Consider the following 25,328-nt stretch of genomic DNA (forward strand, 5'->3'; position numbering starts at 1 on the left):
TTCCTAACGCGGCGGTGCCACCAATGGACGTTTCTTACCTACTCGACAGCCTTAATGATAAACAGCGCGAAGCCGTCGCTGCCTCGCGCACTAACATGCTGGTGCTGGCAGGGGCAGGGAGTGGTAAGACGCGTGTGCTGGTTCACCGTATCGCCTGGTTACTGAGCGTAGAAAACTGCTCGCCGTACTCCATTATGGCGGTGACGTTCACCAACAAAGCGGCGGCGGAGATGCGCCATCGTATCGGGCAACTGATGGGGACGACGCAGGGCGGGATGTGGGTCGGCACCTTCCACGGGCTGGCGCACCGTCTGCTGCGCGCGCACCATCTGGATGCTAATCTGCCGCAGGATTTCCAAATTCTCGATAGCGAAGACCAGTTGCGTCTGCTGAAGCGCCTAATCAAAGCCATGAATCTCGACGAGAAGCAGTGGCCGCCGCGTCAGGCGATGTGGTACATCAACAGCCAGAAAGACGAAGGGCTGCGCCCGCATCACATCCAGAGCTACGGTAATCCTGTTGAGCAGACCTGGCAGAAGGTGTATCAGGCTTATCAGGAAGCGTGCGACCGCGCCGGGCTGGTCGATTTCGCAGAACTGCTGCTGCGCGCTCACGAACTGTGGCTCAACAAACCGCATATCCTTCAGCACTACCGCGAACGCTTCACCAATATCCTGGTCGACGAATTCCAGGATACCAACAACATTCAGTACGCGTGGATCCGCCTGCTGGCGGGCGATACTGGCAAAGTGATGATCGTGGGCGACGATGACCAGTCAATTTACGGCTGGCGCGGCGCGCAGGTTGAAAACATCCAGCGCTTCCTCAATGATTTCCCCGGTGCGGAGACCATCCGCCTGGAGCAGAACTACCGTTCAACCAGCAATATTTTGAGCGCGGCGAACGCGCTGATTGAAAACAACAACGGTCGTCTCGGTAAGAAGTTGTGGACCGATGGTGCGGACGGCGAGCCTATCTCGCTCTACTGCGCCTTTAACGAACTCGACGAAGCCCGCTTCGTGGTCAACCGCATTAAAACCTGGCAGGACAACGGCGGCGCGCTGGATCAGTGCGCCATTCTCTATCGCAGCAACGCCCAGTCACGCGTGCTGGAAGAGGCGTTACTCCAGGCGAGTATGCCGTACCGCATTTATGGCGGTATGCGCTTCTTCGAACGTCAGGAAATCAAAGACGCACTCTCTTATCTGCGCCTGATCGCCAACCGTAATGACGACGCAGCGTTTGAGCGCGTGGTCAACACGCCAACGCGCGGCATCGGCGATCGTACCCTGGATGTGGTGCGTCAGACTTCACGTGATCGTCAACTGACGCTGTGGCAAGCCTGCCGCGAGCTGTTGCAGGAGAAAGCGCTGGCGGGCCGCGCTGCGAGCGCGTTACAGCGCTTTATGGAGCTGATTGACGCGTTGGCACAAGAAACGGCCGATATGCCGCTGCACGTTCAGACTGATCGCGTGGTGAAAGACTCCGGTCTGCGCATGATGTACGAACAGGAAAAGGGCGAGAAGGGCCAGACACGTATCGAAAACTTAGACGAACTGGTGACGGCAACGCGCCAGTTCAGCTACAACGAAGAAGACGAAGATTTAATGCCGTTGCAGGCGTTCCTTTCCCATGCTGCGCTGGAAGCGGGCGAAGGGCAGGCGGATACCTGGCAGGATGCGGTGCAGTTGATGACCCTGCATTCGGCGAAAGGGTTAGAGTTCCCGCAGGTGTTTATCGTCGGTATGGAAGAAGGGATGTTCCCGAGCCAGATGTCGCTTGATGAGGGTGGGCGTCTGGAGGAAGAACGTCGTCTGGCTTACGTCGGCGTGACCCGAGCGATGCAAAAACTGACCCTGACCTACGCCGAAACGCGTCGTCTGTACGGAAAAGAGGTTTACCACCGCCCGTCGCGCTTTATCGGTGAACTACCGGAAAACTGCGTAGAAGAAGTGCGTCTGCGCGCGACGATAAGCCGCCCGGTTAGTCATCAGCGGATGGGAACACCGATGGCGGAGAACGACACTGGCTACAAACTCGGCCAGCGCGTGCGCCACGCTAAGTTCGGCGAGGGCACCATTGTGAATCTGGAAGGTAGCGGTGAGCACAGTCGCTTGCAGGTGGCGTTTCAGGGGCAGGGAATCAAATGGTTAGTGGCGGCCTATGCCCGGCTGGAAACGGTCTAACATCACTAACCTTATGATTCGTAGGCCGGATAAGGCGAAGTCGCCATCCGGCAATCTGCCGCTTAATGTTCTGAAAACATAGATAAATCATCCCTCTCTGCTAACCTTAAAGCATTAGGGGAAATAATTACTTTTTCGCGTTCCGTTGCGAGTTGACGTCAAATTTATGCTGGCGTAACATGCGCGCACGATTACGCTAAGAGGACATTCGCCTTGGACACACCCAGTAGATGCTGGCTCATTATCCTGTCATCCAGGATCAACTCCTAAGGCTATCCCTTTTTGCTGATAGCCTTCGCGGTTGTCAGCGACTTTCTCTCTTTTCCCGTCGCGTTGAGTCAGGCTGTTTAATGGTCTGAAACCCAATTTGTTTCTGTGTGCCCACCGAACGTCCGATATTTTTATGCATTGGGAGTCCCGGTCATGCTGAGCGCATTTCAACTGGAAAAAAACCGACTGACCCGGCTGGAAGTCGAGGAGTCACAAACCCTGATTGATGCTGTATGGGTCGATTTGGTCGAACCGGACGACGACGAGCGCCTGCGCGTACAATCTGAACTGGGTCAGAGCCTGGCAACACGTCCTGAACTGGAAGACATCGAAGCATCCGCTCGTTTCTTTGAAGACGACGACGGTCTGCACATTCACTCCTTTTTCTTCTTTGAAGATGCGGAAGACCACGCCGGTAACTCCACGGTGGCATTTACCATCCGTGATGGCCGTTTATTCACCCTGCGTGAACGTGAACTGCCGGCGTTTCGTCTCTATCGCATGCGTGCGCGTAGCCAGGCGATGGTAGACGGCAATGCGTATGAGCTGTTGTTGGATCTGTTTGAAACCAAAATCGAACAACTGGCGGATGAAATCGAAAACATCTACAGCGATCTGGAAAAACTCAGCCGCGTGATCATGGAAGGGCATCAGGGTGATGAATATGACGAAGCGCTCTCCACGCTGGCGGAACTGGAAGATATCGGCTGGAAGGTTCGCCTGTGTCTGATGGATACCCAGCGCGCCCTCAACTTCCTGGTACGTAAAGCGCGTTTGCCGGGCGGACAACTGGAGCAGGCGCGTGAGATCCTGCGCGATATCGAATCCCTGCTGCCGCATAACGAATCCCTGTTCCAGAAAGTGAACTTCCTGATGCAGGCGGCGATGGGTTTTATCAACATCGAGCAGAACCGGATTATCAAGATCTTCTCGGTGGTTTCTGTGGTGTTCCTGCCGCCGACGCTGGTGGCTTCCAGTTACGGGATGAACTTTGAATTTATGCCGGAACTGCACTGGAGCTTCGGTTATCCAGGAGCGATTGTCTTTATGATGCTCGCGGGGCTGGCGCCGTATCTGTACTTTAAGCGGAAGAACTGGCTTTGATGATTCGCCCGGTGGCGCGACGCCTACCGGGCCTACAGATCCCGTAGGCCGGATAAGGCGCAGCCGCCATCCGGCAAAAAAACACTACAACCCTTTGCGCGTTCTGCGCTGGGTATAAATCGCATCCATCACGAAAATCGCCAGCGCCACCCAAATGAAGGCGAACGTCACCATTTTATCGGCTCCCGGCGTTTCACCGTAAAACATGACCGCCAGAATAAACATCAACGTTGGGCCGATATACTGGAAGAATCCCAGGGTGGAGAGACGCAGACGCGTTGCCGCGCCAGTAAAACAGAGCAGCGGTATCGTGGTGACAACGCCTGCGGCGATCAACAACAGGTTCAGCGACATCGGGTTCTTATCCATATGGCTGGTGGCGCTGTCGGCAATGCCGAACAGATAAATCGCGGCGACCGGTAAAAGCCACAGCGTTTCGATCAACATGCCGGTTTGCGCTTCCACGGCAATCTTCTTACGAACCAGACCGTAAAAGGCGAAACTGAACGCCAGACCCAGCGCGATAATGGGTAAAGAACCAAAGGTCCAGAGTTGCACCAGCACGCCGCAGGCCGCCATCGCGACGGCCAGCCATTGCATGCGACGGAAACGTTCGCCAAGGAACAGCATACCCAGCAAAATGTTCACCAGAGGGTTAATGAAATAGCCCAGGCTGGCTTCCAGCATGTGGTGGTTATTCACAGCCCAGATAAAGAGCAGCCAGTTGCCGCCGATCAAGACCGCCGACAACGCCAACAGGAAGATCTTCTTCGGCGTTTGCAGTAGCGTGATTAAATACGACCACTGGCGACTGACGCTGATCAGCGCCACCATAAAAAAGAATGACCAAATTACGCGGTGCGTCAGGATTTCGTCCGCTGGAACGTAAGAGATCAGCTTGAAGTATGCGGGTGCGATACCCCAAATAAAATAAGCAGCAAGAGCGAGTAATACGCCCAGCCGCGTTTGCTTAGCATCCATCGGGAAAACTCATATCAGAAATGTAACGGCAGTTTACCTTTTTTTACGTGCTTACCCCACCATATACGTAGCGGTAGCGCTGGCGATATAAAGCTGATCCTCGTTATGCAATTCCACACGCGCCACGGCGACCTTATTACCCGCCCGGAGCAAACTACTGGTGGCGGTAAAACGATTCCCACGGCCTGGGCGTAAATAATCGACGCGTAGATCGATTGTCCCCATGCGTGACATCCGCTGGCGTAGTTCATCTTCACTGATGGTTTCGTGGCGGGTCAGCGTACTCCCCACGCAAACCAGTCCGGCCGCAACGTCTAACGCGGAAGCAATCACCCCGCCATGTAAAATGCTCTGCGACCAGTTCCCGACCATCATCGGCTGATTACTGAAAGCTAATTGGGCAAACTCCTTTTCATAGCGCTCCAGTTCCAGCCCCAATGCCCGGTTAAACGGCATATGGTAGACAAACATTTCACCCACTAATTTCAGGGCTTCTTCAGCAGTAAGTACAACAGACATACGATTGGATACTCCATGGTTAATGAAATGTTGATATTATGCTTCTTGTTTGTTGTTTTCTACTTTAGGAGAGGATAACTAAACAGGTATTGAGTAAGTATGTAGAATGCGTGATACATAATTTTACAATCATCAATATTTAGTTCAGGAGAAGTGTAACGATGCGGGCAATTCTGGGGGGGTTATTACCAGCAGCAATGCTGCCGTTGGCCGCGTTTGCGCAGGACGCGACAGAGAAAGAGGTTCAAAATGTACCGGTGGTGCGGGGCAGTATTATCGCCAACATGCTGCAAGAGCATGACAGTCCGTTCACGCTGTATCCCTATGACACTAACTATCTGATTTACACCGCTACCAGTGACATGAACAAAGAAGCGATCAGTAGCTATGACTGGTCGGATAATGCCCGGAAAGATGAAGTGAAGTTTCAACTGAGTCTGGCTTTCCCTCTCTGGCGTGGCATTCTGGGGGAGAATTCAGTGCTGGGGGCGTCCTACACCCAGAAATCCTGGTGGCAATTGTCGAATAGCGAAGAGTCTTCACCTTTCCGTGAAACGAACTACGAGCCGCAACTGTTCCTTGGATTTGCTACCGACTATCGCTTTGCGGGCTGGACACTGCGCGACGTAGAAACGGGGTATAACCACGATTCTAATGGCCGTTCTGATCCGACATCGCGTAGCTGGAACCGTATTTATACCCGTCTGATGGCTGATAATGGCAACTGGCTGGTGGAAGTGAAGCCATGGTTTGTCGTGGGCAGTACCGATGATAACCCTGACATCACCAAATACATGGGGTATTACCAGCTTAAAATCGGCTACCACCTCGGTGACGCGGTGTTAAGTGCAAAAGGGCAGTATAACTGGAATACCGGATACGGCGGCGCAGAGCTTGGACTCAGCTATCCGATAACGAAACACGTTCGTCTCTATACTCAGGTCTACAGCGGGTATGGCGAATCCCTGATTGACTATAACTTTAATCAGACGCGTGTCGGTGTGGGTGTGATGCTGAACGATATCTTCTGATAAGCAGTTAAACATTGCAGTTTCTTTCTCAGGCGCTGAAAATAGCGCCTGTTTTTATTCTGGTGAATGGGGTTAATGTGGCGCAGGCGGAAGTGTTGAATCTGGAGTCGGGAGCTAAACAGGTTTTGCAGGAAACCTTCGGCTACCAACAGTTTCGCCCTGGTCAGGAAGCGATTATCGACACCGTTCTTTCCGGTCGCGACTGTCTGGTCGTAATGCCGACCGGTGGCGGGAAATCCCTGTGCTATCAAATCCCGGCGCTGCTTCTGAACGGGCTAACCGTCGTTGTTTCACCGCTCATTTCTCTGATGAAAGACCAGGTTGATCAACTGCTGGCCAACGGCGTGGCAGCGGCGTGTCTGAACTCAAGCCAGAGCCGTGAACAACAGCTTGAGGTCATGACGGGCTGTCGTACCGGGCAAGTCCGCCTGCTGTATATCGCACCTGAACGCCTGATGCTGGATAACTTTCTTGAGCATCTTGCGCACTGGAACCCCGTGTTGTTAGCCGTTGACGAGGCCCATTGTATTTCGCAGTGGGGGCACGATTTCCGCCCGGAATATGCCGCACTGGGTCAGCTTCGCCAGCGTTTCCCCGCCCTGCCGTTTATGGCGCTCACCGCAACGGCTGACGACACCACCCGACTGGACATTGTTCGTCTGCTGGGACTCAACGATCCGTTAATTCAGATCAGCAGTTTTGACCGCCCAAACATTCGCTACATGTTGATGGAGAAGTTTAAACCGCTCGATCAGCTTATGCGTTACGTTCAGGAGCAGCGCGGTAAGTCGGGCATTATTTACTGTAATAGCCGTGTGAAAGTGGAAGACACCGCCGCGCGTTTGCAAAGTCGCGGGATCAGCGCGGCGGCGTATCATGCGGGTCTGGAGAATACGGTTCGCGCAGATGTGCAGGAAAAATTCCAGCGCGACGATCTGCAAATCGTCGTGGCGACCGTGGCGTTCGGCATGGGGATTAACAAACCCAACGTCCGCTTTGTGGTGCACTTCGACATTCCGCGTAATATTGAATCCTACTATCAGGAAACGGGTCGGGCAGGGCGAGATGGTCTGCCAGCTGAGGCGATGTTGTTCTATGATCCGGCGGATATGGCGTGGCTCAGACGCTGTCTTGAAGAAAAACCTGCCGGACAGTTGCAGGATATCGAACGGCATAAGCTGAATGCGATGGGGGCGTTTGCTGAGGCGCAAACCTGCCGCCGCCTGGTGTTGCTTAACTATTTTGGCGAAGGGCGCCAGGAAGCCTGCGGCAACTGCGATATCTGCCTTGATCCGCCAAAACAGTACGACGGATTAATGGATGCGCGCAAAGCGCTGTCGACGATCTATCGTGTTAACCAGCGCTTTGGTATGGGCTATGTCGTGGAGGTACTTCGCGGCGCGAACAACCAACGTATTCGTGAATTAGCCCATGACAAACTGCCGGTCTACGGCATTGGCCGCGAACAGAGCCACGAGCATTGGGTGAGCGTGATCCGCCAACTGATTCATCTTGGGCTGGTGACGCAAAACATCGCCCACCACTCTGCGCTCCAGTTAACAGAAGCGGCGCGTCCGGTGTTGCGCGGCGATGTGCCCCTTCAGCTTGCCGTGCCGCGTATCGTTGCGTTGAAGCCGCGTGTGATGCAGAAATCCTTCGGCGGCAACTACGATCGCAAGCTGTTTGCTAAATTACGTAAACTGCGTAAAGCGATTGCCGATGAAGAAAATATCCCGCCTTATGTGGTGTTCAACGACGCGACACTGATTGAAATGGCGGAACAGATGCCGGTGTCGCCGAGTGAAATGCTCAGCGTAAACGGGGTCGGCATGCGGAAACTGGAGCGTTTTGGCAAAGAATTTATGGCGCTAATTCGCGCGCATGTTGATGGCGGCGACGAAGAGTAGTCAGCCAGGAAAAAAAGTGCCAGGATGGTGACTCACTGAACTCTTCCCCCGCGAGTCATTTTTATGTTGATGCTATTTCTCACCGTAGCCATGGTACACATTGTTGCGTTGATGAGTCCTGGACCAGACTTTTTCTTCGTCTCCCAAACGGCGGTCAGCCGTTCCCGTAAAGAAGCGATGATGGGCGTATTGGGCATTACCTGTGGCGTGATGGTCTGGGCGGGCGTGGCGCTGCTTGGGCTGCATCTGATCATTGAGAAAATGGCCTGGCTGCACACCATTATCATGGTGGGCGGCGGTCTGTACCTGTGCTGGATGGGGTATCAAATGCTCCGTGGCGCATTGAAAAAACAGGAAACGACGGCTCCCGCACCGCAGGTGGAACTGGCGCAGAGCGGACGTAGTTTCCTGAAAGGTTTACTGACCAACCTGGCGAATCCAAAAGCGATTATTTACTTCGGCTCGGTATTCTCACTGTTTGTCGGTGATAATATCGGTACGACAGCGCGCTGGGGTATTTTCGCGCTGATTATCGTGGAAACGCTGGCGTGGTTTACGATTGTTGCCAGTCTGTTTGCCCTGCCGAAAATGCGTCGCGGTTATCAGCGCCTGGCGAAGTGGATCGACGGTTTTGCTGGCGCACTATTTGCGGGTTTTGGTATTCATCTGATTATTTCGCGCTAAGTAGGTAGGCCGGATAAGCGTTGCGCTTTCCGGCAACGTTTCAGGCATGTCTTGCTGAGGCCAATAGCGCGCCGACCAGCATAAACAACGAACCGAACACTTTGTTCAGCGCCTTCATTTGTTTTGGCCCCTTAATCCACGCAGCAATGCGTTGCGCCAGCGTCGCATAACCGATCATCACAATCACATCGACCACAATAGTCGTGATGCCGAGGATGATGTACTGCATCAGTTGTGGTTCTTGCGGCATGATGAATTGCGGAAACAGGGCGGCAAGAAAAACAATGCTCTTTGGGTTGGTCAGATTGACAAAGACGGCGCGTTTGAACAATCGGCCACGCGACTGGGTATTGGCCATTGTGTTCAGGTTGATAGCGCCTGCGGCGCGCCATTGCTGAATACCCAGCCAAATCAGATAGGCGGCCCCCGCCCACTTCAGCACCTCAAAGGCGATGACAGAGCGTGAAAATAGCGTCCCCAGACCGATCCCCACCAGAACGATGTGAATACCCAGCCCGGTTTGCAAACCGGCAATTGACGCCGCTGCGCCACGATAGCCGTGGTTGATGGAAGTGGTCATGGTATTGATGGCGCCGGAGCCCGGAGAAAGACTCAAAATAATGGATGTCAGTAGGTAGGCGAACCACCATTCAAAGGTCATGAGAAACTCCCGGATTGTCTATTTTTATGCCACAATACGCTACTGTTGCTGTGTTGTGTCAGACATGACAAAAAAAACGATTTTACGTGGTTAACGAGGCTGGATACCCGATGTTTCAGCAGCAAAAAGACTGGGAAACAAGAGAAAACGCGTTTGCCGCTTTCTCCATGGGACCACTGACAGACTTCTGGCGTCAACGGGAGGAAGCGGAGTTTAAGGGCGTGGACAATGTTCCGGTACGCTTTGTCCGTTTTCGTGCAGAAAAAAATGATCGTGTGGTCGTGATTTGTCCTGGCCGTATTGAAAGCTATGTAAAGTATGCCGAACTGGCGTATGACCTGTTTCAGACGGGTTTTGATGTGCTCATTATCGACCATCGTGGGCAAGGGCGATCCGGGCGGTTATTGTCGGATACGCACCGTGGGCATGTGGTGAATTTTAATGATTATGTCGATGATTTAACCGACTTTTGGCGGCAGGAAGTTCAACCGGGACCGTGGCGAAAACGCTACATTCTCGCCCATTCTATGGGCGGTGCGATTGCCACTCTGTTTCTGCAACGTCACCCCGCGCATTGTGATGCCATCGCGCTTTGTGCGCCGATGTTTGGTATTGTGATGCGCCTGCCCTCGTTTATGGTGCGCCATATTCTCGACTGGGCGGAAGGGCATCAACGCATTCGTGAAGGGTACGCGATTGGCACGGGGCGCTGGCGAGCGCTACCGTTTAGCATGAATGCGTTAACCCACAGCCGACAACGTTACCGTCGTAACTTACGTTTTTATGCCGACGAACCGCAACTGCGGGTTGGTGGACCGACATATCACTGGGTACGTGAAGGTATTCAGGCTGGCGAACAGGTATTGGCAGGGGCGAGCGATGATGCGACGCCTACGCTACTCATCCAGGCAGAAGAAGAGCGTGTGGTGGATAACCGCATGCATGACCGTTTTTGTGAAATCCGCGCCGCAGCAGGCCATCCTGTAGAAGGAGGCCAGCCGCTTGTCATTAAAGGCGCGTACCACGAGATCCTTTTTGAAAAGGACGCAATGCGCTCAGTCGCGCTCAACGCTATTGTTGAATTTTTCAACAGGCATAATTCATCCAGCGAAAATCGCTTTGCATAGAGGTTTAATTTTCTTATGTATCAGGTTGTTGCGTCTGATTTAGATGGTACGCTACTTTCTCCCGACCACACGTTATCCCCTTACGCTAAAGAGACCCTGAAACTGTTGACTGCCCGTGGCGTCAACTTTGTTTTTGCGACCGGGCGTCATCATGTCGATGTAGGGCAAATCCGCGATAATCTCGGGATTCGGTCTTACATGATCACGTCCAATGGGGCGCGTGTGCACGATCCCGAAGGCAATCTGGTGTTCACGCATAACCTGGATCGCGACATTGCCAGCGATCTGTTTGGCGTGGTGAATACAAACCCGGATATCGTCACCAACGTTTATCGCGACGACGAATGGTTTATGAATCGCCATCGTCCGGATGAGATGCGTTTTTTCAAAGAGGCGGTTTTCAATTACTCGCTGTTTGAACCCGGCTTACTGGAGCCAGAAGGCATCAGCAAAGTGTTCTTCACCAGCAATTCTCATGAAATACTGCTGCCGCTGGAGCAGGCGATAAACGCGCGTTGGGGAGATCGTGTCAACGTGAGTTTCTCTACGCTGACGTGTCTGGAAGTGATGGCCGGGGGAGTATCGAAGGGGCATGCACTGGAAGCCGTCGCAAAAACGATGGGCTACAGTCTGAAGGATTGCATCGCCTTTGGCGATGGCATGAACGATGCCGAGATGCTCTCTATGGCGGGTAAAGGGTGCATCATGGGTAATGCGCACCAGCGCCTGAAAGATCTGCATCCTGAACTGGATGTGATTGGCACCAACGCGGACGACGCTGTGCCGCATTACCTGCGTGAGCTGTTTTTATCCTGATGTAATTGTCCTTTAGTTGACCAGTTGTCAACTAAACTCTCCGCTACAATGGATGCTCCTTGTTCAAAGAGACATCCATTGTGGCGCTACTCATCATTACCACGATCCTGTGGGCCTTTTCTTTTAGCTTAATTGGCGAGTACCTTGCCGGGCATGTCGATAGCTATTTTTCCGTGCTGATGCGAGTGGGGCTGGCGGCGCTGGTCTTCCTGCCGTTTCTGCGCACGCGTGGGCAGTCGCCGCGGACTATTGTGCTCTACATGCTGGTCGGCGCGATGCAACTGGGCATCATGTACCTGCTCAGTTTCCGCGCTTATTTGTACCTGACCGTCTCTGAATTTTTACTGTTTACCGTCCTCACACCGCTTTATATCACCCTGATCTACGATCTGTTGAGCAAGCGCAGACTGCGCTGGGGTTATGTACTGAGCGCGCTGCTGGCGGTAATTGGCGCCGCGATCATTCGCTATGACAAAGTCAGCGATCACTTCTGGACCGGTTTATTGTTGGTACAGCTGGCGAATATCAGTTTTGCCATTGGTATGGTGGGCTACAAGCGGTTGATGGAGATCCACCCGATGCCGCAGCACAACGCGTTTGCCTGGTTTTACATGGGGGCGTTTCTGGTGGCTGTCGCCGCCTGGTTTATGCTGGGGAATCCCAACAAACTCCCGACGACCCCATTACAATGGGGCATTCTGGTCTGGCTGGGCGTGGTGGCTTCCGGACTGGGGTACTTTATGTGGAACTATGGGGCGACGCAGGTGGATGCAGGCACGCTGGGCATCATGAATAACGTGCATGTCCCTGCGGGGCTGCTGGTCAACCTTGCTATCTGGCAAGAGCAGCCCCACTGGCCAAGCTTTATCATTGGGGCGACGGTGATACTGGCCTCACTGTGGGTACATCGCCATTGGGTCGCTCCGCGCTCCGTACGAACGGTAGATGATCGCAAGCATGGTTCCGCGCTGAACGAATAAAGGCTTCTGTGACTGCCTGCCGTTGTTCGCCATCGCGGACGGCGGCGTAGAGGCGGCTCCACAATCCATCACCCAGGGTTTTGGTCACCACCAGGCCCTGGCGCTCAAAACTCTCCACCACCCAGTGCGGCAAGGCGGCAATCCCCATTCTTGCTGCGACCATTTGGATCAGCAGTAACGTGTTATCGACGCTTTTCAGCGACGGGCTGACGCCCGCTGGTTGCAGGAAGTGGCGCCACACATCGAGGCGGCTGCGCTGCACCGGGTAGATCAGTAGCGTTTCACTGGCGAGATCTTCTGGTGTGATCAGTGTCTTACTGGCCAACGGATGATCCGGAGCCAGCACCAGACGCACTTCAAAATCGAACATAGGCGAATAGTGCAGCCCACTGCGCGGCAGGATGTCGGAAGTCATCACCAAATCCAGTTCGTCCTGCTGCAACGCCGGTTGTGGGTCAAAAGTCACGCCGGATTTGAAATCCATCTCCACTTGCGGCCATTTCGCGCGGAAATTCTCCAGTGCCGGAGTCAACCATTGAATACAGCTATGACATTCAATCGCGATACGTAGCCGGGTCTGTTGCGGTTCGTTACATGCCTGAAGCGCCCGGCTAATCTGCGGCAGCACCTGGTTTGCCAACTGCAGGAGGATCTCTCCCTGTGGCGTAAAACGCAACGGCTGGCTCTTACGTACAAAGAGCCGGAAACCGAGGCGTTGCTCCAGATCGCTGAACTGGTGAGACAGGGCGGATTGGGTCTGATGCAACGTTGCGGCGGCGGCGGCCAGCGACCCACTATTCCGTAATGCCTGTAGCGTTTTCAGGTGTTTAATTTCGATCATGAAAGTCCTTCACTTCGGCATGAACAAATTGCGCTTGAGGAATACACAGTACATTCACATTATGGATGTGTAAACATCTGGACGTCCAAAACTCGTCATATTTCGACTTGCAGGTGCGTTGGCTTCCTCGCTTACCCCAGTCACTTACTTCAGTAAGCTCCTGGGGATGCGCTGTGTCGCCGTCTTCCTGTCAGCCGAACTATTTAGAGTTTTGCTTTCATATTCAATAAAATAATGAGAGGAAGAAAAATGACAATTCTTAATCACACCCTCGGTTTCCCTCGCGTTGGCCTGCGTCGCGAGCTGAAAAAAGCACAAGAGAGTTACTGGGCGGGTAACGCCTCCCGTGAAGAGCTACTGAAGGTAGGGCGTGAACTGCGTGCCCGTCACTGGGATCAGCAAAAGCAGGCGGGTATCGACCTGCTGCCGGTAGGTGATTTCGCCTGGTACGATCATGTTCTGACCACCAGTCTGCTGCTGGGCAATGTTCCTGTCCGCCACCAGAACAAAGACGGCTCCGTCGATATCGACACCTTATTCCGCATTGGCCGTGGCCGCGCACCGACCGGTGAACCTGCGGCGGCGGCAGAAATGACCAAATGGTTTAACACCAACTACCACTACATGGTGCCTGAATTCACCAGAGGTCAGCAGTTCAAACTGACCTGGACGCAACTGCTGGATGAAGTGGATGAAGCGCTGGCGCTCGGTCACAAAGTAAAACCCGTGCTGCTGGGACCCGTGACTTATCTGTGGCTCGGTAAAGTAAAAGGCGAGCAGTTTGACCGCCTCAGCCTGCTGAATGACATTCTTCCGGTATATCAGCAGGTGCTGGCTGAACTGGCGAAACGTGGCGTTGAGTGGGTTCAAATCGACGAACCTGCGCTAGTGCTGGAGTTGCCGCAGGCGTGGCTGAACGCCTTCAAACCGGCGTACGACGCGCTGACCGGCCAGGTCAAACTGCTGCTGACCACCTATTTCGAAGGCGTCACGCCGAACCTCGACACCATCACCGCGCTGCCGGTGCAGGGTTTGCACGTTGACCTGGTTCACGGGAAAGATGACGTTGCAGAACTGCACAAGCGTCTGCCGTCGGAGTGGCTGCTGTCTGCCGGGCTGGTGAACGGTCGTAACGTCTGGCGCGCCGATCTCACCGAGAAATACGCGCAGATTAAAGACATCGTGGGCAAACGTTCCCTGTGGGTCGCCTCTTCCTGCTCGCTGCTGCACAGCCCGATCGATCTCAGCGTAGAAACACGTCTGGACGGCGAAGTGAAAAGCTGGTTCGCCTTCGCCCTGCAAAAATGCGGTGAGTTGGCTCTGCTGCGTGATGCGCTGAACAGCGGTGATACCGCAAAACTGGCGGAATGGAGCGCCCCGATTCAGGCGCGTCGTCATTCCACTCGCGTTCACAATGTGGCAGTGGAAAAACGTCTGGCGGCGATCACCGCCAAAGACAGTCAGCGCGCGAATGCTTATGAAGTGCGTGCCGAAGCCCAGCGCGCTCGCTTTAAACTGCCCGCCTGGCCGACCACCACGATCGGCTCCTTCCCGCAAACCACCGAAATTCGCGGTCTGCGTCTGGACTTCAAAAAGGGCAATCTTGATGCCAATAACTACCGCACCGGCATCGCCGAGCACATTAAGCAGGCCATTGTTGAGCAGGAACGCTTAGGTCTCGACGTGCTGGTACACGGTGAAGCTGAACGTAACGACATGGTGGAATATTTCGGCGAGCACCTCGACGGTTTCGTCTTTACGCAGAACGGTTGGGTGCAGAGCTACGGTTCTCGCTGCGTGAAGCCGCCCGTGGTGATTGGTGACGTCAGCCGCCCGGAAGCCATCACCGTCGAGTGGGCGAAGTACGCCCAGTCTCTGACCGACAAACCGGTGAAAGGGATGCTGACTGGCCCGGTGACCATTCTTTGCTGGTCCTTCCCGCGTGAAGACGTCACCCGTGAAACCATCGCCAAACAGATTGCGCTGGCGCTGCGTGACGAAGTTGCGGATCTGGAAGCGGCAGGGATTGGCATCATTCAGATCGACGAGCCGGCGCTGCGCGAAGGCTTACCGTTGCGTCGCAGTGACTGGACGGCGTATCTGGAGTGGGGCGTGGAGGCCTTCCGCATCAATGCTGCCGTGGCGAAGGATGACACCCAGATCCACACTCACATGTGTTACTGCGAGTTCAACGACATCATGGATTCGATTGCGGCGCTGGACGCTGACGTTATCACCATCGAAACTTCGCGTTCCGACATGGAGCTACTGGAGTCGTTCGAAGAGTTTGATTACCCCAACGAAATCGGGCCGGGCGTGTATGACATTCACTCGCCGAACGTGCCGAGCGTGGAGTGGATTGAAGCCCTGCTGAAGAAAGCTGAGCAGCGTATTCCGGCACAGCGTCTGTGGGTGAACCCGGACTGCGGCTTGAAAACTCGCGGCTGGCCAGAAACCCGCGCTGCGCTGGCGAACATGGTGCAGGCCGCGCAGAATTTGCGTCAGGGGTAATACTCCAGGCCCGGTAAGCGAAAGCGCCACCGGGCATTTTGTCGGGTGGTGGCTTCGCCTCACCCAACTAACAGTTATTTTTTACATCCATACAGCGCAAACCACTCCAGCATTCTCTGCCAGCCATCTTTCGCGGATTCTTCGTGATAGCTCGGTCGGTAATCGGCATTAAACGCATGTCCTGCATCCGGGTAGACGACAATCTCCGCTTTGGCGTTGGCGGCACGGAGCGCCTGACGCATGGTTTCCACGGCGTCAATGGGAATGCTGGTGTCTTGCCCACCGTACAGTCCCAAAACGGGGGCGTTCAGATCAGTCGTGATATCCACGGGCTGTTTCGGAGAGTTCAGCGTTTTATCGCCCACCAGTTTGCCGTACCACGCCACGGCCGCCTTTAACTGCGGATTATGCGCGGCATACAGCCAGGTAATGCGGCCACCCCAACAAAAACCGGTGATCATCAACCGATGGACATCGCCGCCATTGCGGGAAGCCCAACTGGCGACATGATCCAGGTCCGCCAGGACTTGCGAATCAGGTACTTTGGCCACCAAACCGCTCAGTAACGTGGGAATATCGGCAAAATCGTTGGGATCACCTTCGCGGAAATAGAGCTCTGGTGCGATAGCCAGAAACCCTTCCAGCGCCAGGCGGCGGCAAACGTCGCGAATATGTTCGTGCATGCCAAAAATTTCTTGTACCACGATGACAATCGGCAGTGCGCCGTTACTGTTTTTAGGGCGAGCGTGATATGCCGGCATATCATCGCCCTGAGAGGGAATCGATGTCAGTCCAGCAATGATGGCGTCATCCGTCGTATGAACAATGGTAGAGGCAAGAGGCGAAGCTGCAGGTGCAAAACCCGGTTGTTGTGTCTTTGTCATGGTATTCTCCGTACCCTTAAGAAAATTAGCGCAATGTTAAATATAGACATCATGCGACAAATCACATTGCCTGAAACGGTCTATCTTTTGTGCAACGGTGAGGGATATCGACAGATTTATGTGATGCGGATCGCTATTTTATGGAAATTCAATGCAACTTATTTACATCATGGTGATGAGTGTCACGAAAATGTTTTTAGTCCTTCGGTAGAGTGTCTTTTTGCTTCTTCTGACAAAACCCATTCACAGAGGAGTTGTACATGTCCAAGTCTGATGTTTTTCATCTCGGCCTCACTAAAAACGATTTGCAAGGGGCTACACTGGCTATCGTCCCTGGCGATCCAGAGCGTGTGGAAAAGATCGCCGCGCTGATGGAAAAGCCGGTTAAGCTGGCATCTCATCGCGAGTTCACTACGTGGCGTGCTGAGCTGGATGGTAAAGCAGTGATTGTTTGCTCTACCGGTATTGGCGGCCCATCGACCTCTATCGCTGTGGAAGAACTGGCACAGTTGGGCATTCGTACTTTCCTGCGTATTGGTACTACCGGCGCGATTCAACCACACATTAACGTTGGCGACGTACTGGTCACTACCGCTTCTGTTCGTCTGGACGGCGCGAGCCTGCATTTTGCGCCGATGGAGTTCCCGGCCGTAGCGGATTTTGCATGTACCACCGCGCTGGTTGAAGCAGCAAAATCGGTTGGCGCAACGACGCACATTGGTGTCACGGCGTCTTCCGACACCTTCTATCCGGGTCAGGAGCGTTACGATACCTACTCTGGTCGCGTAGTCCGCAACTTCAAAGGCTCCATGGAAGAGTGGCAGTCAATGGGCGTTATGAACTACGAAATGGAATCCGCAACGTTGCTGACCATGTGTGCAAGCCAGGGTCTGCGTGCCGGTATGGTGGCGGGCGTTATCGTCAACCGTACCCAGCAAGAGATTCCAAATGCAGAAACGATGAAGCAAACAGAAAGCCACGCAGTGAAAATTGTGGTGGAAGCGGCGCGTCGTCTATTGTAATTCTCACTTCTCTTGTAAAAGGCCGACGCGTTCGGCCTTTTTATTTTGCGTAGTCTCTCGCAGGAAATTCCTTTTAAACTGGACGTTTATACAGCACAATTCTATTTTGTGCGGGTAAAGTCTGTACCATCAGGCTTACGTCGTTTATGCAGGAGGCGTTGTGGATATCTCAATCATTGTTTATGCAGTTATCGCATTGGTGGGCATCGCGATTGGCTGGCTGATGGCCAGCTACCAGCATGCGCAACAGAAAGCTGAACAATTTGCCGAGCGCGAAGAACTGGTTGCGGATTTAAGCGCGACAAAACAGCAGCTTGCTCAGAGTGCTCACTGGCGCGATGAATGCGAACTTCTCAACAATGAATTACGCAGTCTGCGTAGTATTAATACCTCCCTGGAAGCTGACTTGCGTGAAGTCACCACCCGTATGGAAGCCACACAGCAACATGCGGAAGACAAAATCCGTCAGATGATCAATAGCGAACAGCGTCTGAGCGAGCAGTTCGAAAACCTGGCAAACCGTATATTTGAACAAAGTAACCGCCGGGTTGATGAGCAAAACCGCCAAAGTCTTAACGGCCTGCTTACGCCACTGCGTGAACAGTTAGATGGTTTTCGGCGTCAGGTGCAGGACAGCTTTGGTCAGGAAGCGCGGGAACGCCACACTCTGGCGCATGAAATTCGCAATCTCCAACAGTTGAACGCACAGATGGCTCAGGAAGCAGTCAACCTGACGCGTGCGCTCAAGGGGGACAACAAAACCCAGGGGAACTGGGGAGAAGTGGTGTTGACGCGTGTGCTGGAGGCATCGGGGCTGCGTGAAGGTTATGAATACGAAACGCAGGTGAGTATTGAAAACGATGCTCGCTCCCGGATGCAACCGGATGTGATTGTGCGCCTACCGCAGGGCAAAGACGTGGTGATTGACGCCAAAATGACGCTGGTTGCGTACGAGCGCTATTTTAACGCACAAGATGATGACACCCGCGAAAGTGCGATGCAGGAACACATTGCTTCCGTACGCAATCATATTCGTTTACTGGGGCGTAAGGATTATCAGCAGTTACCAGGGCTGCGCACGCTGGACTATGTCCTGATGTTTATCCCTGTCGAACCCGCTTTTCTGCTGGCGTTGGACAAACAGCCCGAACTGATTACCGAGGCGCTTAAAAATAATATTATGCTGGTGAGTCCAACGACCCTGTTGGTGGCGCTACGCACCATCGCCAATTTATGGCGTTATGAACATCAAAGCCGTAATGCCCAGCAAATTGCCGATCGGGCCAGTAAGCTCTATGACAAAATGCGGCTGTTTGTCGATGATATGTCGTCTATTGGCCAGAGCCTGGATAAGGCGCAGGACAACTATCGGCAGGCGATGAAAAAACTCTCCTCAGGCCGTGGAAACGTACTGGCTCAGGCCGAGGCTTTTCGCGGGTTGGGAGTGGAAATTAAACGTGACATTAATCCTGATTTGGTTGAACAAGCCACGACGCAGGATGAAGAGTACCGATTACGCTCTGTTCCAGAGCAGGCACAGGACGCAGCTTACCCTGATGATGAGGGGGTAAAGCAGCAATCACGCTAGCCCATTCGGGGTAGTTGAACCCAGTAGAAGGGTAGGGCAAATTGCCCCAATCTGTTACACTTCTCGAACATTTTATTGATGAGCAGGCACTGAGATGGTGGAAGATTCACAAGAAACGACGCACTTTGGCTTTCAGACCGTCGCTAAAGAGCAGAAAGCTGAGATGGTGGCCCACGTTTTTCATTCTGTGGCGTCAAAATACGACGTCATGAATGACTTAATGTCATTTGGCATTCATCGTTTGTGGAAGCGCTTCACCATTGATTGTAGCGGCGTTCGACGTGGGCAGACCGTTCTGGATCTGGCGGGGGGGACGGGCGACCTGACCGCGAAGTTTTCACGTATGGTGGGTGAGACAGGTAACGTCATCCTGGCGGATATTAACGACTCAATGCTTAAGATGGGGCGTGAGAAGTTGCGTAATATCGGCGTCATTGGCAACGTTGAGTACGTTCAGGCGAATGCGGAAGCATTACCATTCCCGGACAATACCTTTGACTGCATTACCATTTCGTTCGGGCTACGTAACGTAACCGATAAAGATAAAGCATTGCGTTCGATGTATCGCGTATTGAAACCGGGCGGCCGTTTATTGGTACTGGAGTTCTCCAAACCCATCATTGAACCGCTGAGCAAAGCCTATGATGCGTATTCATTCCACATCCTGCCACGAATTGGTTCGATGGTCGCGAGTGATGCGGAAAGTTACCGTTATCTTGCTGAGTCCATTCGTATGCATCCCGATCAGGACACCCTAAAAGTGATGATGCAGGACGCCGGATTTGAAAGCGTCGATTATTACAACCTGACGGCTGGTGTTGTTGCCCTGCATCGTGGTTACAAGTTCTGACAGGAGATCGGGGATGCCTTTTAAACCCTTAGTGACCGCAGGAATCGAAAGTTTGCTCAACACCTTTCTGTACCGTTCGGCTGCATTAAAGCCAGCGCGGATGCGCTTGCAGGGCAAAGTACTGCGTGTAGAGCTGAAAGGATTTTCGACGCCATTAGTATTGGTGTTCAGTGAACGCCAGGTCGATGTACTGGGGGCATGGGAAGGTGAGGCCGACTGTACGGTGATAACGCATGCCAGCGTATTGCCAAAATTACGCGACCGGCAGCAACTCACTACGCTTATTCGCAGTGGCGAACTGGAAGTGCAGGGCGATATTCAGGTGGTGCAGAATGTTGTTGCGCTGGCCGATCTGGCTGAGTTCGATCCTGCGGAGCTACTGGCTCCCTACACGGGCGATATCGCTGCGGAAGGGATCAGCAAAGCGTTGCGTGGCGGGGCGAAATTTCTGTGTCACGGGGTTCAACGCCAACAACGTTATATCGCTGAAGCGATCACTGAAGAGTGGCGAATGGCACCCGGACCGCTTGAAGTTGCCTGGTTTGCAGAAGAAACCGCCGCCGTGGAGCGTGCGGTCGACGCGCTGGCTCAACGGCTGGAAAAACTGGAGGCCAAATGACGCCAGGTGAAGTACGGCGCCTTTATTTCATCGTTCGCACCTTTTTAAGTTACGGCCTTGATGAACTCATCCCCAAAATGCGTATTACGCTGCCGCTTCGGATATGGCGTTACACATTGTTCTGGATGCCGAATAAGCACAAAGACAAACCGCTGGGAGAGCGACTAAGACTGGCTTTGCAGGAATTAGGGCCGGTGTGGATTAAGTTTGGCCAAATGCTTTCCACTCGCCGTGATCTTTTCCCTCCTCATATCGCCGATCAGCTTGCGTTACTGCAAGACCGGGTTGCCCCATTTGATGGAAATCTCGCCAAAGCGCAAATTGAGGAAGCGATGGGAGGATTGCCTGTCGATGCCTGGTTTGATGATTTTGAAATACAGCCATTGGCCTCTGCGTCGATTGCTCAGGTGCACACCGCGCGTCTGAAATCGAATGGTAAAGAGGTGGTGATTAAAGTGATCCGCCCGGACATTCTGCCTGTCATCAAAGCGGACATGAAGTTAATCTATCGACTTGCTCGCTGGGTACCGCGTTTATTGCCGGATGGCCGCCGTCTGCGCCCGACCGAAGTGGTGCGAGAGTATGAAAAAACGCTGATTGATGAACTTAATCTGTTGCGTGAATCTGCCAACGCCATTCAGCTGCGGCGGAATTTTGACGGTAGTCCGATGCTCTACATCCCGGAAGTCTATTCCGATTACTGTAGCCAAAATATGATGGTTATGGAGCGGATATACGGCATTCCCGTCTCAGATGTGGTGACGCTGGAAAAGAACGGCACCAATATGAAGCTTCTGGCTGAACGTGGAGTGCAGGTCTTTTTTACCCAGGTCTTTCGCGACAGCTTTTTCCATGCGGACATGCATCCGGGGAATATTTTTGTTAGTTATGAGCATCCTGAAAACCCCAAATACATTGGTATTGATTGTGGGATTGTCGGCTCGCTGAATAAAGAAGATAAGCGTTACCTGGCGGAGAACTTCATCGCGTTCTTTAATCGTGATTACCGTAAGGTCGCGGAACTGCATGTGGACTCCGGTTGGGTTCCACCTGATACCAATGTCGAAGAGTTTGAGTTTGCCATTCGTACTGTATGTGAGCCGATCTTTGAAAAACCGCTGGCCGAAATCTCCTTTGGTCATGTGTTGTTGAATCTGTTTAATACAGCACGCCGGTTTAATATGGAAGTTCAGCCACAGTTGGTATTGCTGCAGAAGACCTTGCTGTATGTTGAAGGTGTTGGACGGCAGCTTTATCCGCAACTCGATTTGTGGAAAACCGCCAAGCCATTCCTCGAATCCTGGATTAAAGATCAGGTCGGTATTCCTGCACTGGTAAGGGCATTTAAGGAAAAAGCCCCGTTCTGGGTCGAAAAAATGCCAGAATTACCTGAATTGGTGTATGACAGTTTGCGCCAGGGCAAATATTTACAACACAGTGTTGATAAGATTGCGCGCGAGCTTCAGGCGAATCATGTACGCCAGGGACAATCCCGTTATTTGTTGGGTATTGGTGCCACCTTATTGTTAAGTGGGACATTCCTGCTCATCAACCGCCCCGAATGGGGGGGGATGCCGGGCTGGTTAATGGCGGGTGGTCTGGTTGCCTGGATTATTGGCTGGCGTAAAACGCGCTGATTTTTTCATCGCTCAAGGTAGGTCGTGTAACGTATAATGCGATCTTAATAATTCATCATCTATCACAGAGGAACATGTATGGGTGGTATCAGTATTTGGCAGTTGTTGATCATTGCCGTCATCGTTGTACTGCTATTTGGCACCAAAAAGCTCGGCTCCATCGGTTCCGATCTTGGCGCGTCAATTAAAGGTTTCAAAAAAGCCATGGGCGATGATGATACGAAGCAGGATAAAACCAGTCAGGACGCTGATTTTACTGCTAAATCTATCGCTGATAAGCAAAGCGAACCTAAAAAAGAAGACGCCAAGAGCCACGATAAAGAGCAGGTATAATTCGTGTTTGATATCGGTTTTAGCGAACTGCTATTGGTGTTTGTTATTGGCCTCATCGTTTTGGGGCCTCAACGCTTACCTATAGCGGTAAAAACGGTAGCGGGCTGGGTTCGCGCATTGCGATCCCTTGCAACCACAGTTCAGAACGAACTGACCCAGGAGCTTAAGCTCCAGGAGTTTCAGGACAGCCTGAAGAAGGTTGAAAAGGCGAGCCTGGATACCCTGACCCCTGAACTGAAGGCATCAATGGATGAACTTCGTCAGGCTGCGGAGTCAATGAAACGTTCTTACAGTGCTAACGATCCTGAAAAGTCGAGTGACGAAGTACACACCATCCATAATCCGGTGGTGAAAGGGAACGAAGCGCAGCACGAGGGTGTCACCCCTGCCACCGCTGAAACACAGGCCAGTTCACCGGAACAGAAACCGGAGACGGCTGCTGTAACGCCTGCGCCGACGGAGACCGTTTCCGCAAATGTGACGGACGCAGAAAAGAAATCCGCCGCGCCTGTTCTCGAATCCTCCCCTTCGCCGAGTGATAAACCGTAAACATGGCTGTAGATGATACTCAACCCCTTATCACGCATCTGATTGAGCTGCGTAAGCGCCTTCTGAACTGCATTATTGCGGTTATCATGATTTTTCTGGCGTTGGTTTATTTTGCCAACGACATTTATCATCTGGTTGCTGCGCCGCTGATCAAACAGTTACCTCAGGGGGCGACGATGATCGCCACAGATGTGGCCTCGCCGTTTTTCACCCCGATAAAACTCACCTTCATGGTGTCGTTGATTTTGTCAGCGCCGGTGATCCTCTACCAGGTGTGGGCGTTTATTGCACCTGCGCTGTATAAGCACGAACGCCGTCTTGTCATGCCGTTACTGGTCTCCAGTTCACTGCTGTTCTACATTGGTATGGCGTTCGCCTACTTTGTGGTATTCCCGCTGGCATTTGGTTTTCTGGCAAACACAGCCCCGCAAGGTGTGCAGGTTTCTACTGATATCGCCAGTTATCTCAGCTTTGTGATGGCGCTGTTTATGGCATTCGGCATCTCCTTTGAGGTTCCGGTCGCCATTGTGCTGCTTTGCTGGATGGGAGTAACGACCCCCGAAGATTTACGCAAGAAACGCCCGTATGTTTTGGTCGGCGCGTTCGTTGTTGGGATGTTGCTGACTCCTCCTGATGTCTTCTCGCAAACGTTGCTGGCGATACCGATGTATTGCTTGTTTGAAGTTGGCGTCTTTTTCTCTCGTTTCTATGTGGGTAAACGACAAACGCGAGTTGAAGACAACGAGGCTGAGAACGAGAAAGCTGAAAACGCTGAGAAAGCAGAGAAACCTGAAGAATAAATTCAACCGCCCGTCAGGGCGGTTGTCGTATTGGAGACAGCATGTTTGACATCGGGGTAAATTTAACCAGCTCGCAGTTTGCAAAAGATCGCGACGAGGTTGTGTCGCGTAGCGTTGCCGCGGGCGTGGATGGCATGCTTCTGACAGGAACCAACGTGCACGAAAGCCAGCAGGCACAAGCGCTGGCGCGGCAATATCCGCGTTGCTGGTCGACGGCTGGCGTTCATCCGCATGACAGTAGCCACTGGCAAGCATCAACCGAAGAAGCGATAGTCGCGCTGGCTGGTCTGCCAGAAGTCGTGGCAATTGGCGAATGCGGTCTGGATTTCAATCGCAATTTCTCCACGCCGCAAGAGCAGGAGCGGGCTTTTCTGGCGCAGCTGCATATCGCCGCAGAATTACAGATGCCTGTTTTTATGCACTGCCGCGATGCGCATACTCGCTTTTTGACGCTACTGGAACCCTGGCTGGATAAACTGCCTGGCGCAGTGCTGCATTGTTTTACTGGCTCTCGCCAGGAGATGCAGGAGTGTGTGGACAGAGGGCTTTATATCGGTATCACGGGGTGGGTTTGTGATGAGCGCAGAGGGCTTGAGCTACGCGAGTTGTTACCCTTTATTCCGGCAGAAAAACTGCTGATTGAGACGGACGCGCCGTATCTTCTGCCCCGGGACATCTCTCCCAAGCCTGCATCAAGACGTAATGAACCCGCCTGGTTGCCACATATTCTTGAGCGTATCGCGACGTGGCGTGGGGAAGATCCGCAACACCTGGCGGCAATAACAGACGATAACGTCAGAGCGCTGTTTGGGATCGCGTTTTAAATCTTACGAAATCCGGTGTTTTTTACGCTCTGCTTAACCTCTTTATTCAATAGGTTAAGTAGAAGCATTGAGCGTGCTTCGCCATCGGGTTCGGTAAAGATAGCCCTCAGCCCCTCGAATGCCCCTTCTGTGATGAGCACGCTGTCGCCAGGATAAGGTGTTTCTGGGTCGACAATATCGCGAGGTTTGCAGATAGAAAGCTGATGAATCACGCTGGAGGGGACGGTTGCAGGGTGCGCGCCAAATCGAACGAAATGACTGACGCCGCGCGTGGCATTGATCGTCGTGGTATGAATCACTTCCGGATCAAACTCGACGAACAGATAATTAGGGAAAAGAGGCTCACTGACTGTGGTACGTTTACCGCGTACTATTTTTTCCAGGGTGATCATCGGCGTCAGGCAATTCACCGCCTGTCTTTCGAGGTGTTCCTGAGCACGCTGAAGTTGCCCGCGTTTGCAGTACAGTAAATACCAGGATTGCATAATGACTCTTATTTCCTTGTTCGGGGCGCAAGCATAGCAAAAGCGATGCGCTAAGTTAATTATAATCCCCGGGTTTGCTTGCTTCGCCGAAGTTCACGCTAATTTAACAAAATTACAGC

At 53.0% G+C, this 25,328-nt stretch carries 25 protein-coding genes; 19 read left to right on the forward strand and 6 right to left on the reverse strand.

Going from position 1 to position 25,328, the window contains the following annotated elements; translation table 11 throughout:
- Positions 1–23: 23 nt before the first annotated feature.
- The 3 genes from uvrD to corA all read left to right on the forward strand — a co-directional run bounded on the left by uvrD (position 24) and on the right by corA (position 3,560).
- Positions 24–2,186 carry a DNA helicase II gene (gene uvrD, locus CJP72_RS08015; RefSeq protein ID WP_162380341.1) on the forward strand — a complete coding sequence of 721 codons (2,163 nt, stop codon included), beginning with the start codon at positions 24–26 and terminating at the stop codon, positions 2,184–2,186.
- Between the two features lie 213 nt (positions 2,187–2,399).
- Positions 2,400–2,456 (forward strand): YsgD/CorL family protein, encoded by a 57-nt coding sequence (ysgD, locus tag CJP72_RS25430; protein WP_238340021.1) that lies wholly within the window; start codon positions 2,400–2,402, stop codon positions 2,454–2,456.
- Between the two features lie 153 nt (positions 2,457–2,609).
- Entirely contained in the window at positions 2,610–3,560 is a 951-nt protein-coding gene (gene corA, locus CJP72_RS08020) for a magnesium/cobalt transporter CorA (RefSeq protein WP_162380342.1), read from the forward strand.
- A gap of 84 nt (positions 3,561–3,644) precedes the next feature.
- Here the strand turns inward: corA and rarD are convergent, their stop codons facing one another.
- Positions 3,645–4,541, reverse strand: coding sequence for an EamA family transporter RarD (gene rarD, locus CJP72_RS08025; protein ID WP_162380343.1), 897 nt, complete (start codon positions 4,539–4,541; stop codon positions 3,645–3,647).
- A gap of 51 nt (positions 4,542–4,592) precedes the next feature.
- Positions 4,593–5,060, reverse strand: a complete 468-nt coding sequence (gene yigI / locus CJP72_RS08030; RefSeq protein WP_162380344.1) for an acyl-CoA thioesterase YigI — start codon at positions 5,058–5,060, stop codon at positions 4,593–4,595.
- 161 nt (positions 5,061–5,221) lie between these two features.
- On the opposite strand from yigI, the gene pldA reads away from it, so the two are divergent.
- The 3 genes from pldA to rhtC all read left to right on the forward strand — a co-directional run bounded on the left by pldA (position 5,222) and on the right by rhtC (position 8,682).
- Positions 5,222–6,091 (forward strand): phospholipase A, encoded by an 870-nt coding sequence (gene pldA / locus CJP72_RS08035; protein WP_162380345.1) that lies wholly within the window; start codon positions 5,222–5,224, stop codon positions 6,089–6,091.
- 77 nt (positions 6,092–6,168) lie between these two features.
- Positions 6,169–7,998, forward strand: a complete 1,830-nt coding sequence (gene recQ / locus CJP72_RS08040) for an ATP-dependent DNA helicase RecQ (protein WP_162380376.1) — start codon at positions 6,169–6,171, stop codon at positions 7,996–7,998.
- A gap of 63 nt (positions 7,999–8,061) precedes the next feature.
- Positions 8,062–8,682: a threonine export protein RhtC gene (gene rhtC / locus CJP72_RS08045; RefSeq protein ID WP_162380346.1), complete on the forward strand. Its 621-nt coding sequence runs from the start codon at positions 8,062–8,064 to the stop codon at positions 8,680–8,682.
- 40 nt (positions 8,683–8,722) lie between these two features.
- Here rhtC and rhtB read toward each other — a convergent pair whose 3' ends face one another.
- Positions 8,723–9,343 (reverse strand): homoserine/homoserine lactone efflux protein, encoded by a 621-nt coding sequence (gene rhtB / locus CJP72_RS08050; protein ID WP_162380347.1) that lies wholly within the window; start codon positions 9,341–9,343, stop codon positions 8,723–8,725.
- Between the two features lie 110 nt (positions 9,344–9,453).
- On the opposite strand from rhtB, the gene pldB reads away from it, so the two are divergent.
- The 3 genes from pldB to CJP72_RS08065 all read left to right on the forward strand — a co-directional run bounded on the left by pldB (position 9,454) and on the right by CJP72_RS08065 (position 12,266).
- Positions 9,454–10,470, forward strand: a complete 1,017-nt coding sequence (pldB, locus tag CJP72_RS08055) for a lysophospholipase L2 (RefSeq protein ID WP_162380348.1) — start codon at positions 9,454–9,456, stop codon at positions 10,468–10,470.
- A gap of 15 nt (positions 10,471–10,485) precedes the next feature.
- Positions 10,486–11,286: a sugar/pyridoxal phosphate phosphatase YigL gene (gene yigL / locus CJP72_RS08060; RefSeq protein ID WP_162380349.1), complete on the forward strand. Its 801-nt coding sequence runs from the start codon at positions 10,486–10,488 to the stop codon at positions 11,284–11,286.
- Between the two features lie 80 nt (positions 11,287–11,366).
- Complete coding sequence (locus CJP72_RS08065; protein WP_162380377.1) at positions 11,367–12,266, forward strand: carboxylate/amino acid/amine transporter; 900 nt, start codon at positions 11,367–11,369, stop codon at positions 12,264–12,266.
- Here the strand turns inward: CJP72_RS08065 and metR are convergent.
- Positions 12,154–13,107 (reverse strand): HTH-type transcriptional regulator MetR, encoded by a 954-nt coding sequence (metR, locus tag CJP72_RS08070; protein WP_162380350.1) that lies wholly within the window; start codon positions 13,105–13,107, stop codon positions 12,154–12,156. The genes CJP72_RS08065 and metR overlap by 113 nt on opposite strands.
- A 249-nt stretch (positions 13,108–13,356) precedes the next feature.
- Between metR and metE the strand changes: the two genes are divergently transcribed.
- The gene (gene metE / locus CJP72_RS08075; RefSeq protein WP_162380351.1) at positions 13,357–15,618 is read left to right on the forward strand and encodes a 5-methyltetrahydropteroyltriglutamate--homocysteine S-methyltransferase; all 2,262 of its coding nucleotides are present in this window, start codon (positions 13,357–13,359) and stop codon (positions 15,616–15,618) included.
- 74 nt (positions 15,619–15,692) lie between these two features.
- Here metE and CJP72_RS08080 read toward each other — a convergent pair whose 3' ends face one another.
- Positions 15,693–16,502 carry a dienelactone hydrolase family protein gene (locus CJP72_RS08080; RefSeq protein ID WP_162380352.1) on the reverse strand — a complete coding sequence of 270 codons (810 nt, stop codon included), beginning with the start codon at positions 16,500–16,502 and terminating at the stop codon, positions 15,693–15,695.
- A 260-nt stretch (positions 16,503–16,762) separates the two neighbouring features.
- Here CJP72_RS08080 and udp point away from each other — a divergent pair, with 260 nt between their 5' ends.
- The 9 genes from udp (at position 16,763) to tatD (ending at position 24,724) form a co-directional block, all read left to right on the forward strand.
- Entirely contained in the window at positions 16,763–17,524 is a 762-nt protein-coding gene (udp, locus tag CJP72_RS08085; RefSeq protein WP_162380353.1) for a uridine phosphorylase, read from the forward strand.
- A gap of 160 nt (positions 17,525–17,684) precedes the next feature.
- Positions 17,685–19,112 carry a DNA recombination protein RmuC gene (rmuC, locus tag CJP72_RS08090; RefSeq protein WP_162380354.1) on the forward strand — a complete coding sequence of 476 codons (1,428 nt, stop codon included), beginning with the start codon at positions 17,685–17,687 and terminating at the stop codon, positions 19,110–19,112.
- 94 nt (positions 19,113–19,206) lie between these two features.
- Positions 19,207–19,962 carry a bifunctional demethylmenaquinone methyltransferase/2-methoxy-6-polyprenyl-1,4-benzoquinol methylase UbiE gene (gene ubiE / locus CJP72_RS08095; RefSeq protein ID WP_162380355.1) on the forward strand — a complete coding sequence of 252 codons (756 nt, stop codon included), beginning with the start codon at positions 19,207–19,209 and terminating at the stop codon, positions 19,960–19,962.
- Between the two features lie 13 nt (positions 19,963–19,975).
- Positions 19,976–20,581 carry a ubiquinone biosynthesis protein UbiJ gene (gene ubiJ / locus CJP72_RS08100; RefSeq protein WP_162380356.1) on the forward strand — a complete coding sequence of 202 codons (606 nt, stop codon included), beginning with the start codon at positions 19,976–19,978 and terminating at the stop codon, positions 20,579–20,581.
- Positions 20,578–22,218: a ubiquinone biosynthesis regulatory protein kinase UbiB gene (gene ubiB, locus CJP72_RS08105; RefSeq protein WP_162380357.1), complete on the forward strand. Its 1,641-nt coding sequence runs from the start codon at positions 20,578–20,580 to the stop codon at positions 22,216–22,218. Before ubiJ ends, ubiB begins: the two co-directional genes overlap by 4 nt.
- A 78-nt stretch (positions 22,219–22,296) precedes the next feature.
- Positions 22,297–22,551, forward strand: coding sequence for a Sec-independent protein translocase subunit TatA (gene tatA / locus CJP72_RS08110; RefSeq protein WP_162380358.1), 255 nt, complete (start codon positions 22,297–22,299; stop codon positions 22,549–22,551).
- Between the two features lie 3 nt (positions 22,552–22,554).
- Positions 22,555–23,100, forward strand: a complete 546-nt coding sequence (gene tatB, locus CJP72_RS08115; RefSeq protein WP_162380359.1) for a Sec-independent protein translocase protein TatB — start codon at positions 22,555–22,557, stop codon at positions 23,098–23,100.
- A gap of 2 nt (positions 23,101–23,102) precedes the next feature.
- Positions 23,103–23,900 carry a Sec-independent protein translocase subunit TatC gene (tatC, locus tag CJP72_RS08120; RefSeq protein WP_162380360.1) on the forward strand — a complete coding sequence of 266 codons (798 nt, stop codon included), beginning with the start codon at positions 23,103–23,105 and terminating at the stop codon, positions 23,898–23,900.
- A 41-nt stretch (positions 23,901–23,941) separates the two neighbouring features.
- Positions 23,942–24,724: a 3'-5' ssDNA/RNA exonuclease TatD gene (gene tatD, locus CJP72_RS08125; RefSeq protein WP_162380361.1), complete on the forward strand. Its 783-nt coding sequence runs from the start codon at positions 23,942–23,944 to the stop codon at positions 24,722–24,724.
- Here the strand turns inward: tatD and rfaH are convergent.
- The gene (gene rfaH, locus CJP72_RS08130; RefSeq protein ID WP_162380362.1) at positions 24,721–25,209 is read right to left on the reverse strand and encodes a transcription/translation regulatory transformer protein RfaH; all 489 of its coding nucleotides are present in this window, start codon (positions 25,207–25,209) and stop codon (positions 24,721–24,723) included. The two genes, tatD and rfaH, sit on opposite strands and share 4 nt — an antisense overlap.
- Positions 25,210–25,328: the final 119 nt, after the last annotated feature.

The organism is Citrobacter sp. NCU1 (genome assembly GCF_010231475.1).
GTDB lineage: Bacteria > Pseudomonadota > Gammaproteobacteria > Enterobacterales > Enterobacteriaceae > Citrobacter_D.

Bases quoted from the DNA above. Each gene is read 5' to 3' on its own strand.
- uvrD (WP_162380341.1), top strand. From the start codon at position 24: ATGGACGTTTCTTACCTACTCGACAGCCTTAATGATAAACAGCGCGAA.
- corA (WP_162380342.1), top strand. From the start codon at position 2,610: ATGCTGAGCGCATTTCAACTGGAAAAAAACCGACTGACCCGGCTGGAA.
- rarD (WP_162380343.1), bottom strand. From the start codon at position 4,541: ATGGATGCTAAGCAAACGCGGCTGGGCGTATTACTCGCTCTTGCTGCT.
- yigI (WP_162380344.1), bottom strand. From the start codon at position 5,060: ATGTCTGTTGTACTTACTGCTGAAGAAGCCCTGAAATTAGTGGGTGAA.
- pldA (WP_162380345.1), top strand. From the start codon at position 5,222: ATGCGGGCAATTCTGGGGGGGTTATTACCAGCAGCAATGCTGCCGTTG.
- rhtC (WP_162380346.1), top strand. From the start codon at position 8,062: ATGTTGATGCTATTTCTCACCGTAGCCATGGTACACATTGTTGCGTTG.
- rhtB (WP_162380347.1), bottom strand. From the start codon at position 9,343: ATGACCTTTGAATGGTGGTTCGCCTACCTACTGACATCCATTATTTTG.
- pldB (WP_162380348.1), top strand. From the start codon at position 9,454: ATGTTTCAGCAGCAAAAAGACTGGGAAACAAGAGAAAACGCGTTTGCC.
- yigL (WP_162380349.1), top strand. From the start codon at position 10,486: ATGTATCAGGTTGTTGCGTCTGATTTAGATGGTACGCTACTTTCTCCC.
- metR (WP_162380350.1), bottom strand. From the start codon at position 13,107: ATGATCGAAATTAAACACCTGAAAACGCTACAGGCATTACGGAATAGT.
- metE (WP_162380351.1), top strand. From the start codon at position 13,357: ATGACAATTCTTAATCACACCCTCGGTTTCCCTCGCGTTGGCCTGCGT.
- CJP72_RS08080 (WP_162380352.1), bottom strand. From the start codon at position 16,502: ATGACAAAGACACAACAACCGGGTTTTGCACCTGCAGCTTCGCCTCTT.
- udp (WP_162380353.1), top strand. From the start codon at position 16,763: ATGTCCAAGTCTGATGTTTTTCATCTCGGCCTCACTAAAAACGATTTG.
- ubiE (WP_162380355.1), top strand. From the start codon at position 19,207: ATGGTGGAAGATTCACAAGAAACGACGCACTTTGGCTTTCAGACCGTC.
- ubiJ (WP_162380356.1), top strand. From the start codon at position 19,976: ATGCCTTTTAAACCCTTAGTGACCGCAGGAATCGAAAGTTTGCTCAAC.
- ubiB (WP_162380357.1), top strand. From the start codon at position 20,578: ATGACGCCAGGTGAAGTACGGCGCCTTTATTTCATCGTTCGCACCTTT.
- tatA (WP_162380358.1), top strand. From the start codon at position 22,297: ATGGGTGGTATCAGTATTTGGCAGTTGTTGATCATTGCCGTCATCGTT.
- tatC (WP_162380360.1), top strand. From the start codon at position 23,103: ATGGCTGTAGATGATACTCAACCCCTTATCACGCATCTGATTGAGCTG.
- tatD (WP_162380361.1), top strand. From the start codon at position 23,942: ATGTTTGACATCGGGGTAAATTTAACCAGCTCGCAGTTTGCAAAAGAT.
- rfaH (WP_162380362.1), bottom strand. From the start codon at position 25,209: ATGCAATCCTGGTATTTACTGTACTGCAAACGCGGGCAACTTCAGCGT.